Annotated in this window: 11 protein-coding genes; 10 read left to right on the top strand and 1 reads right to left on the bottom strand. The window is 45.3% G+C overall.

Annotation, left to right across the window (positions count from 1 at the left end):
• From GRP75_RS15195 to GRP75_RS15150, 10 genes are all read left to right on the top strand, one after another.
• Positions 1 to 184: ACT domain-containing protein (locus GRP75_RS15195; RefSeq protein WP_483311091.1), on the top strand; the 184-nt coding region annotated here is incomplete at its 5' end.
• A gap of 808 nt (positions 185 to 992) precedes the next feature.
• Positions 993 to 1589, top strand: coding sequence for an RNA polymerase sigma factor (locus GRP75_RS15190; RefSeq protein ID WP_013310707.1), 597 nt, complete (start codon positions 993 to 995; stop codon positions 1587 to 1589).
• A complete protein-coding gene (locus GRP75_RS15185; RefSeq protein WP_071558551.1) occupies positions 1586 to 2212 on the top strand; it encodes an anti-sigma factor in 627 nt (208 codons plus the stop codon). Before GRP75_RS15190 ends, GRP75_RS15185 begins: the two co-directional genes overlap by 4 nt.
• 68 nt (positions 2213 to 2280) lie before the next feature.
• On the top strand, positions 2281 to 2883 hold the full coding sequence (locus GRP75_RS15180; RefSeq protein WP_160789714.1) for a histidine phosphatase family protein: 603 nt from the start codon (positions 2281 to 2283) through the stop codon (positions 2881 to 2883).
• 166 nt (positions 2884 to 3049) lie between these two features.
• On the top strand, positions 3050 to 4159 hold the full coding sequence (locus tag GRP75_RS15175) for a hypothetical protein (protein ID WP_023989154.1): 1110 nt from the start codon (positions 3050 to 3052) through the stop codon (positions 4157 to 4159).
• A gap of 52 nt (positions 4160 to 4211) precedes the next feature.
• Positions 4212 to 4718 (top strand): gamma carbonic anhydrase family protein, encoded by a 507-nt coding sequence (locus GRP75_RS15170; protein WP_160789713.1) that lies wholly within the window; start codon positions 4212 to 4214, stop codon positions 4716 to 4718.
• A 22-nt stretch (positions 4719 to 4740) separates the two neighbouring features.
• Positions 4741 to 4920, top strand: coding sequence for an IDEAL domain-containing protein (locus GRP75_RS15165; RefSeq protein ID WP_013371655.1), 180 nt, complete (start codon positions 4741 to 4743; stop codon positions 4918 to 4920).
• A gap of 173 nt (positions 4921 to 5093) precedes the next feature.
• Positions 5094 to 5738 (top strand): DUF1405 domain-containing protein, encoded by a 645-nt coding sequence (locus GRP75_RS15160; RefSeq protein ID WP_160789712.1) that lies wholly within the window; start codon positions 5094 to 5096, stop codon positions 5736 to 5738.
• A 2-nt stretch (positions 5739 to 5740) separates the two neighbouring features.
• A complete protein-coding gene (locus GRP75_RS15155; protein WP_028540647.1) occupies positions 5741 to 6637 on the top strand; it encodes a GNAT family N-acetyltransferase in 897 nt (298 codons plus the stop codon).
• 80 nt (positions 6638 to 6717) lie between these two features.
• Entirely contained in the window at positions 6718 to 7563 is an 846-nt protein-coding gene (locus tag GRP75_RS15150) for a sporulation protein YpjB (RefSeq protein ID WP_023989150.1), read from the top strand.
• A gap of 77 nt (positions 7564 to 7640) precedes the next feature.
• Here the strand turns inward: GRP75_RS15150 and GRP75_RS15145 are convergent.
• Positions 7641 to 8204: YitT family protein (locus tag GRP75_RS15145; protein WP_160789711.1), on the bottom strand; the 564-nt coding region annotated here is incomplete at its 5' end.

Raw genomic sequence — 8204 nt, 5'->3', positions numbered from 1 at the left:
CCCAGGGATTATCGGGCGAATTGCTATGGAACTCGGTAATCACAGCATTAATCTGAGCAATATGCAAATCATTGAAAGCCGGGAGGATGTCCCAGGCATCATGCGGCTTTCCTTCCGTCAAGAGCAGGATTGGGAGCGTGCTAAGACTCTGCTGGATTCGATGGGCTATAAAGTGGTGGTATAGGAAGGAAAGTGAGATGTTCGTTAAGGAGGCCGCTTCGCGATTCATTTGATCTTACGATCGCTGTTGCCGCCGGATTTTTTCGATCAGATTCTTTAATGGGAAAATCCGGCGGCAAAGGCGAACGCTGCGCTTCTCCAGATTCAAATGAACCTCTGCGCTACTGACCGCCTATAAAGCAACACGCACTTTCTGGGAGTGAAGTAGTAGAAAAGATTTAGAGCGGACGAAGGTTTCTTCGTCCGCTTTTTTTAAAGCTCCTTTTTTTGAATAAAAAAAAGACCACCCGGGTAAAGCCCCGGGTGGTAGCTACTTTTAGTGAAGTAGCTGAGTAGGATAGGAGTGGAGAGAAACCATACTGTACTTTTATTATATGTATACGTTTTCATTTTGTCAATATTTTTTTAAAGCGTTTTCTTTTTGTGTATTTATCCTTATTGGTGCATTTGAAAAGAACACTTTCAATCGGTTAGTCATTTAATCTTGAAAAAATTTAAAATCCATTGAAAAGCTGTATAAATGAATTAGTTGCCAGCGTTAGGGAGGCATTGATGGAAATCGTGGGGATTTTGGACTTTTTTACTGGCGGTCATTTTGTGGTACAATGGGTAAGTCCATTTTGGATGTTGAATATTGTTGGGGATAGCACCGTTAATGTTGGCACTACATAGGGTAAGAAAATAACAAATGTTCCATGATGCTGTTTCATCCATTTGCGCAGAGGGCGCAACTTTTTTTGACCTGTTCGGTATATATAGACAGAATCGAACGGGAAAACAGCACATGTATGGGCGAGGAGGGTCTCACTCGGATGATGACAGATTCCCAGATGATTCAGGAAATCAAACAAGGTAATGTTGAGGTTTATTCAGAATTAATGAGGCGGCACCAACGTAAAATTTTAGCTTTTGTTTATCATATGCTGAAAAGTTCGAACCTGGAAATGATTGCTGAGGACTTATGCTCAGAGACGTTTTATAAAGCGTATCGGAGCCTGCACTCTTTTCGCGAGGTAGACGCATCGTTCTCCACTTGGTTATATACAATTGCACGCAATACGGTGCTAAGTGAGCTTCGCAAGCACCGTAGCGGTCAGGTTCCATTGGAGGAGAGCGGTTATGTACCGGTAGCTCCATCGGATGTAATTCCGGAGCAGGCCGTCCTTCGCGGTGAGAAGGTAGAGATGGTTCGTGAAGCGATCAATAGATTGCCTGAGAAGCAGCGATCTGCGCTGATTTTGCGTGAATATGAGCAATTAGATTATCAGGAGATTGCGACTATTTTAGGACAGACGGTCAGTGCGGTGAAGTCATTGCTTTTCCGGGCAAGAACCAGTGTGAAGACGCAGTTGGAGCCTTATTTTTTTGAGCCTCTCTATGAGGAAAACGAAGGGATGAGCAGCCAATGAAATCCAGGGACACTGAGGATTTGTTCGCTACAGGCAAAAATGTATCGAAACAAGACTCGGAGCGCAGACGGGCCAAAAGCTCGTCTGCTGGGTGGGAGCATGGTTCGGAAGAAAAAGAGTGGGATTTGTCAAAAGAAAATCGATCCACCATTCGTGATATTTCCTTTGAAATAACAGATGATAAGCTAGAGGCAATGAATCGCAGGGTCATGGATCGAATTTATGAAGAATCACCGTGGCTTGTTCCGGGCGAGCATCGACGTGCGCGTGTGAACCCAGCAGCCCGTAAGTATATGTCTGTATGGATCGCCGGCTTCTTGGCCGTATTTTTATGCAGCTTTTTGTTTTTGAACTGGAATGGAAGCTCCTCTCAGGAAAATCCCCCTCAAGCAGCTCCTGTCATGGACACTGGTATTTTACCGACAGGCCTGTTGGAAACTACAAGTACATCTCCACAATATCAATACCACATTAAAGATGTGAATAGTGGCATTATGGACCCGCTGGTTGCTAGCATTGTTCCTACTTATCCGCAATACTGGATGCTGTTGTCTGTATTGGCACTTGCGCTTGCTTTATTTTCTCTGGGCTGGATCCATCGGGCGAGAAGGGTCAGAAATTAGCAGGACAGCTGGTCCAATATGAATTCATAACAATGACTGAATAACAAAACAGCGGAGGAAACGACACGATGCTTATTGGCTTGATCAGACATGGATTGACGGATTGGAATGCGGTAGGGAAAATCCAGGGCCACAGTGATATTCCGTTGAATGAGGAAGGGCGCCGACAGGCACGCTTGCTAGCAGAACGATTAAAGGAAGAGCCTTATCATTGGGACGGGCTTATTACAAGTAGTCTCTCCAGAGCGAAAGAGACCGGGGAGATTATTGCTTCTGCTCTGCATCTCCCGTTGTTAGAGTCTGATGATCGACTAAGAGAACGTGCTTATGGTCAGGTCGAGGGCATGACGCAGGCCGAGCGTGAAGAGAAGTGGGGAGTCGACTGGCATCTGCTGGATCTCGGGCAGGAAAGCGATGCAGATGTTCAGCTTCGTGGGCTAGCTTTTATGGAGGCCATTTGGACGGAAAATCGGGACAAGAATCTGCTGGTCGTTTCCCACGGCGGTTTTTTGGCTAATTTGTATAAGGCTCTGTATCAGGAAAAATTCACGGAACGAATCGGCAATTTGTCACTTAGCGTACTCCAGCGTGAGGATATGGATTGGGCACCACTTTTGTATAATTGCACGAAGCATTTGCAAGAGAAAAGTGACTGTAACTCAAAAAGTTAGTAAAAGACCAAGGCTTCTACTTATCGTAGAAGTCGTGGTCTTTTTTGTTTTTTAATTATACCTTTGCAAAAAAAGAGGTTTAGAGTCTGAACAATCCGTCAAAGCTGTGGGTACAACAGGTAAGAATCAATTCCGGATGACAGTCCAGTGACGAGGCGATGGAACAATGAATCTGGCGGATATGCTGACATTTGCGGATATTGTGCATTTGAACAGAATCGCGGTGTATTACGATTGTGACTGTAAACCTAATTCCAAGCATGAGTTGATCCAGGGGATTTTGACGAAGCTCGGCAGCAGTAGTTTTTTTGAGACGCAGGTCAAGGAGCTGAGGTTGTCAGAGGTAAGGTTTTTGAACGCGCTGCTGTTCGATGACCGACCGTATTTCAGCATGGAGGAATTGGTTGCAATAGCCAAACAGTCTGTTGAGGAGGACGAAAGTCCTGGTGAGCGGCCAAGGGATATTGTGACCCGTCTGCGTTCTAGTGGCTGGTTGTTCAATGGTTCGACGCACAATACGAGGTATTTGTTCCAAATTCCGTTGGATATGAAGGAGCGCTTTCGACGTGTTATGGTACATGACTTCCAAAGCGGAATGACACGGGTGAGCGAACCGTCGTCGTACCGGGATGAAGGGCATCTGCTGGCAGAGGATTTACGGCTTTTCCTTCAATACATGGGGCAGCATGAGGTTCCGCTAAATCCCGAGGGAGCTTGGTATCGTCGCAATCAGCAGCAGCTGATGGAGCATTTGCACATTGCGGAGCCGCTTTTGGGTAAGGGAGGATGGCGTTTCGGGTATGGCTCCTCTTTTAAGTTTTATCCAGACCGAATGGCACTACTGTATGATTATGCCCGTCACTCCAAGTACATTGAGGAGAAAGGGGACCAGGTTGTGCTGACAGCAAAGGGAGAAGCGCATCAGGAGCATACAATTGAGCAGGAAATGATACAGCTATTCAGGTTTTGGTTAAGATTGTATAAAGGAGCCGTTCCTAATTTGCTCTCTCTAGTCTACTGGATTGGAGAATGTGCCAGGCCTTGGACGTCCTCAGAGTCGCTTTTTGTACATATCGGCCCACTGATTCGACCGTTTTACTATGATACGCCCCGTTCGGTCTTTGATCAGAGGATTATACGAATGATGCTTCACTTGGGTATGCTTCGTCAGGGTGATCATTCGACAGGACCATCTGTACAGATGACGGCCTGGGGGCTGAAGTTGGCGGGAGAGTGCCGCATTGGGCGGAACGACTCGGGTATACGGCTCCATTGACAAGCAGCACACATGTTGATAGAATTTCACCCAAAATGAGAGGGTGAAGTTGATGCTGATTCACTATAACGGAAACATGCCACAGCTCCATTCATCTGTCTATATGGCAGAAGGAGCAAAAATTGTCGGAAAAGTAACGATCGGTCAAGATTCCTCTGTATGGTTTAATGCCGTACTGCGCGGAGATATGGCGCCTATCATCATCGGTGAACGCTGCAATATTCAGGACAGTGTCGTGGGACATGTGAACACGGATCAGCCCCTGTTGCTGGCGGATGACATTTCGGTAGGTCATGCTGCAATAATCCACGGTTGTACGGTAGGCAAAGGCACTTTAATCGGTATGGGGGCCATTGTACTCAACGGAGCGGAGCTTGGTGAATATGCTTTAATAGGAGCAGGGTCGGTCGTTACGGAAAATACCAAAATACCACCCTATACTCTTTCTCTCGGTACACCTGCCAAAGTGGTGCGCGAATTGACAGATGCAGATTTGCAGCGGATGTCACGAACGGCACTCAGCTATGTGGCGAAAGGAAAAGAATATAGGATCTCTTAAACTCATGTTGGAGGTGCATCCTATGGATAAAATGAAGGTTACTTATGAAGTAATGTTGGGCCTGTCTGCTGAGATGGTTTTGGACGAGGCATTACGTAAACACCGGAGTGAAAAACTCTACAAGGATATTGATGAGGCGCTAGCCTCCGGAGATGAAGTAGCTTTTCGTCATCTTACGGATGAACTGAAAGCAATGAGTTAGAACAATTTTAGGAACCCTAAGTTGGATTTCAGACAAATCGTTAGTTCGAGATTATAATCATCAAACCTGACTGTAGCGGCGGTCAGGTTTTTTTGATACGCTTGGATATGATATAGTCTTTGTAGGATGGAGCCTGTACAAGGTAACTGTCGTATGAACGGAGGATGAAGGACGTGTCGTTATCTTATTTGTGGAGCCGGTCGTTCTTGACGAGCCGGCCTTTTTTGTGGCTGCTGTTCTGGTGTAATTTGCTGGGAACAGTGTATGGGTACATATGGTATGGGGGGCAGTTGGAATATACACTAAATTATCATCCGTTGTGGCAGATTGTATTTGTGCCTGATAGTCCGACGGCGAGTCTGTTTTTTACGATCTCTATAGCATTTTTGCTCTATCCTCCGCGTCTTAAGAGCTTGAAGGTCATTCGGCAGATCATGGAGGCGTTGGCTGTTGTCACGAGTGTAAAATATGGCATCTGGGCTTCAGCTATTATTTTTTGGGGAGTCGCGCAGGGGGGACATATGATATGGCAGGATTGGATGCTGGTGGCATCTCACACGGCAATGGCGGTCGAAGCGTTACTGTTCGTGCGTTTTTTCACCTGCAAATGGACTGCTTTATGCCTAGCTGCACTCTGGACATTGTTAAATGATACGATGGATTATACATTTGGCATATATCCGTATCTTCCGAAGACGCTAACGGATGATGTACCGCAAGTGCGTGCTTTTACCTATATGCTGACCCTTGTCAGTATCATAGCGACATGGCTTGCCATGTTTGGGCGCAATCGAATGGGAGTAGAAGTGGAGAAATAGAGATGAATATTGTTATAAGCCAAAAAGAATATATATTTAAAAAAGGAATCCGTGATGATCTTAAAATAAGAAAGAGCTTTAATCAATTAGCCAAACAAAGCTTTGGTTTTGATTTTGAGGCTTGGTATCAATTGGGCTTTTGGAATGATAAATATATCCCTTACGTACTTTTAGATGGGGAGGCTGTTGTGGCTAATGTATCTATAAGTCTGATGGATTTTTGTTTGTCGGGTGAAATAAGAAAGTATATCCAAATCGGAACTGTAATGACGGATACCAACTATAGAAATCAAGGGTTGAGCCGGTTTTTAATAGAACGTGTATTAGAAGATTGGCAGGGCAACTGTGATGCTATGTATTTGTTCGCAAATGATAGTGTGAAGAATTTTTACCCTAAATTCGGGTTTGTTTCGGTACAAGAATATCAATTAAACCGGAAAGTAACCGCAAACAACGTAGACATTAAAGTTGAGAAATTGAACATGGAAGAGCAGTCGGATTTAAATTTACTGAAAAATAAAAGTGCTAGATTAAATCCGTATTCACTTTTTGCTGCGAAAAGTAGTGAATGGCTGGTCTTATTCTATGCCATCTCGTTTTTTAATGATAAATTTTGGTATATACCTCAATACGATACGATTGTGGTTGCAGATTTTGAAGGGGATACGATGAATTGTTACGATATTTATGGAACGGGCGAAATTCCTATGGATATCATACTGTCAGCGGTAACGAAACAAGAAACGAAGAAGGTTGTTTTTGGCTTTACACCAAGAGAACAGGAAGGCTGCAATATTTCTCTGTTGAAACAGGAAGATACGACGCTATTTTATAAAACTAAAGATCAAAACACATGTAAAGAAAACCAACGAATGTTTCCTATTTTGTCCCGGGCATAACCCGGCTTCAAACGATTCGTCCTAAAGCAAGTTCTAGTCCCGGTAACCTTGCCATACAGTAAGGTGAGGAGGGATGTCCCATGTTTAGGGGTCAGGCGTTTCAAATTATGATACGTATTGTTTCGAGTGTTGTTTTATCTATGGTCCTGCTGCTGTCTGTCTGCGTCCCTCCAGGTGTGGCAGAAGCGCGTGATCAGTCAAAACCCATAGGAAATACAAAAGAAATTGAGGAACTAGATCATGCAGCTGCGATACTGTACCGGGATGTCATGGACGGGAACATTGAAAAAGCGCGCGCGGATGTAGCCGAGGTGAGTCGATGGTTTGGCACCGGACAGGTGCAGGCAGCGTTATCTGTAGAGGCCATTCATGCTTTGTCCGGCAGCATCCTTGAGGTGCAGCAAGCTACTCAGTCCGTCCAAGCATCACCGGATGAGTGGGTGAAGGCTGCGGCCAATTTACGACTTGCGACCGATGCGCTTGCACATCCGCGTCAGCCTTTATGGCAGCAGTATTATAAGATTTTAAAAGAAGATGTTAGTGGCTTGAACAGCCAGTTTGCTAAAGGTAACATGAAGGGTTTCAAAGCTGGAGCCGCAGTGCTGGAGGACCACTATGAGACGATCCGTACAGCAGCATTGATTCATGGCAGAACAAGTGAAGTTGTCCGGGCTGATTCATGGATTTCCTACGTCAAAGGTTTGGGGGATCAGCAAAATGCAGATGCCTCAGCGATTAGAGGGGCGTTGGATCAGGGGAATCCGACGTTTAATGCCTTGTTTGGACGTGAAAAAGACGCCACTGCCCTGGCGCCATTTATCCCGCGTGAAAGTGAGCGCCGGGCAGAATTGGCAATCGGCATGATTGTTCTGCTGGCGCTGGTCTATGCAGGTTATCGTAAATATCGAGCTGGTCTCTCTGGATAACGATGCAAAATTCGAACATTCGCGTCGTTGGCTGCTGAGCCATCCATATAGGTTAGCCCATCGCCCGGATTTCCGGGCTATTCCTCTTTGAACCCCTCTCCATGTACATCATGCACATCCTGTATGATAATAAACGCCCGTGGATCAACCGATTTAACAATTTGGTGCAAACGTCGTATTTCCTGACGAGGCACGACACAATAGGCAACATGCTTGGCCTGCTTGGAAAATGCACCTACAGCCGGAATAATAGTAACTCCGCGATCCATGTCCCTAATAATAATATCCGCAATGTCCATCGTGTGGTCGCTGATAATCATAAAGGCTCTGGCGGAATAGGCCCCTTCTTGTATAAAATCAATAATCTTGGACGCGATGAACACGGCGACTAATGTATATAGAATTTTTTCTTTTGGTATGTAAAGTAGTGAAGCACCGATAATGACAATATCAATGACCAGCAGAATCCTTCCCATACTCCAGCCAAACTTCCGGTTTAGAATACGAGCGATAATATCTGAGCCGCCCGTGGTGCCGCCAAAGCGGAACACAATACCTAACCCGGCCCCAAGCGTAACCCCTGCATATAATGAAGAAAGTATAAAATCGTGTTCAGTCTGAAACGTTCCCATCCATCCCAA

Source organism: Paenibacillus sp. OT2-17 (genome assembly GCF_009827695.1).
GTDB lineage: Bacteria > Bacillota > Bacilli > Paenibacillales > Paenibacillaceae > Paenibacillus > Paenibacillus polymyxa_B.
The sequence above is the reverse complement of the archived record's forward strand: the minus strand, read 5'-3'. Positions and strand labels throughout refer to the sequence as shown.

Coding starts and splice junctions, on each gene's coding strand:
- GRP75_RS15180 (WP_160789714.1), top strand. CDS start 2,281: ATGCTTATTGGCTTGATCAGACATGGATTGACGGATTGGAATGCGGTA.
- GRP75_RS15155 (WP_028540647.1), top strand. CDS start 5,741: ATGAATATTGTTATAAGCCAAAAAGAATATATATTTAAAAAAGGAATC.
- GRP75_RS15175 (WP_023989154.1), top strand. CDS start 3,050: ATGAATCTGGCGGATATGCTGACATTTGCGGATATTGTGCATTTGAAC.
- GRP75_RS15170 (WP_160789713.1), top strand. CDS start 4,212: ATGCTGATTCACTATAACGGAAACATGCCACAGCTCCATTCATCTGTC.
- GRP75_RS15190 (WP_013310707.1), top strand. CDS start 993: ATGATGACAGATTCCCAGATGATTCAGGAAATCAAACAAGGTAATGTT.
- GRP75_RS15165 (WP_013371655.1), top strand. CDS start 4,741: ATGGATAAAATGAAGGTTACTTATGAAGTAATGTTGGGCCTGTCTGCT.
- GRP75_RS15150 (WP_023989150.1), top strand. CDS start 6,718: ATGTTTAGGGGTCAGGCGTTTCAAATTATGATACGTATTGTTTCGAGT.
- GRP75_RS15185 (WP_071558551.1), top strand. CDS start 1,586: ATGAAATCCAGGGACACTGAGGATTTGTTCGCTACAGGCAAAAATGTA.